Source organism: Pseudomonas sp. Ma2-10, assembly GCF_054330215.1.
The window spans coordinates 1-1,852 of record NZ_JBTEYL010000065.1; the positions used below are offsets into that span (position 1 = coordinate 1).

Sequence of the window (1,852 nt, forward strand, 5' to 3'; positions counted from 1 at the left end):
TGTTCAGGCGACAATCACCAAAGCCACTGGCGGTAACTTCGAGAACCTGGTGCCGAGCACTGTTGCGGCGGTTACCAGCGTCACCGACACCATCGACACCTCGACGGTGAAATTGACTGCGACCGATACTGCCGCTGAAGGCGGCACTGTCGTTTACACCGCCTCCGTTTCAGCACCAGTCACCGGTTCGCCAGTTGTGGTGACCTTGTCCAACGGCCAGACCATCACCATCCCGGTTGGCGAGAGCAGCGGTTCCGTGAATTTCGTTGCGCCGAACGATGCGCTCAATGGTCACGCGCCGTTGACCAACTCGATCACCGACGTGAGCGGCGGCAACTACGAAAATCTGGTCGCAGATAAAACGCCGGTTTCGACCACTGTGACTGATACCCCGGACACTACGACTCTCAGCCTGTCGGCCACTGACTCCGTGGCTGAAGGCGGTTCAATCGTCTACACCGCGACATTGACTAACGCTGCTGGCACGCCGGTTACCGTGACCCTAAGCAACGGCGCAGTAGTCACCATCGCGGCCGGCGCCACCACCGGTTCGGTAACCGTCGCTGCTCCTGCCGATGACGTCTACAAAGACGCCGGTAAAGTTGAAGTCACCGTTAAAGATGCCAGCGGCGGAAACTTCGAAAACCTGGTCACTGACCCGACGCCTGCGGTCACTGATGTGACTGACACCATCGACACTTCGACGGTGAAATTGACTGCGACCGATACTGCCGCTGAAGGCGGCACTGTCACTTACACCGCGACGATCGGTCAGCCTGTCACTGGCTCCCCGGTCACCGTGACCCTGGCCAACGGACAGACCATCACCATCGACATCGGCAAAACCAGCGGCACTGTTAATGCTGTAGCACCGAACGATGTGCTCAATGGTCACACGCCGTTGACCAACTCGATCACCGACGTGAGCGGTGGCAACTACGAAAACCTGGTCGCGGATAAAACGCCGGTCAGCACCACCGTGACCGACACGCCAGACACCACCAACCTGTCCTTGAGCGCTACCGATTCGGTCGCTGAAGGCGGTTCGATCCTCTACACCGCGACATTGACTAACGCTGCTGGCACGCCGGTTACCGTTACTCTGTCGAACGGCGCAGTAATCACCATCGCGGCCGGCGCCACCACCGGTTCGGTAACCGTTGCTGCTCCTGCCGATGACGTCTACAAAGATGCCGGTAAAGTTGAAGTCACCGTTAAAGATGCCAGCGGCGGAAACTTCGAAAACCTGGTCACTGACCCGACGCCTGCGGTCACTGATGTGACTGACACCATCGACACTTCGACGGTGAAATTGACTGCGACCGATACTGCCGCTGAAGGCGGCACTGTCACTTACACCGCGACGATCGGTCAGCCTGTCACTGGCTCCCCGGTCACCGTGACCCTGGCCAACGGACAGACCATCACCATCGACATCGGCAAAACCAGCGGCACTGTTAATGCTGTAGCACCGAACGATGTGCTCAATGGTCACACGCCGTTGACCAACTCGATCACCGACGTGAGCGGTGGCAACTACGAAAACCTGGTCGCGGATAAAACGCCGGTCAGCACCACCGTGACCGACACGCCAGACACCACCAACCTGTCCTTGAGCGCTACCGATTCGGTCGCTGAAGGCGGTTCGATCCTCTACACCGCGACATTGACTAACGCTGCTGGCACGCCGGTTACCGTTACTCTGTCGAACGGCGCAGTAATCACCATCGCGGCCGGCGCCACCACCGGTTCGGTAACCGTTGCTGCTCCTGCCGATGACGTCTACAAAGATGCCGGCACTGTTCAGGCGACAATCACCAAAGCCACTGGCGGTAATTTCGAGAACCTGGTG

Annotated in this window: 1 protein-coding gene; it reads left to right on the forward strand. The window is 58.8% G+C overall.

The features are described 5' to 3' along the window. Positions 1-1,852 (forward strand): immunoglobulin-like domain-containing protein (locus tag ACXPVS_RS27260; RefSeq protein WP_458512647.1); only part of this gene is annotated, 1,852 nt, incomplete at both ends.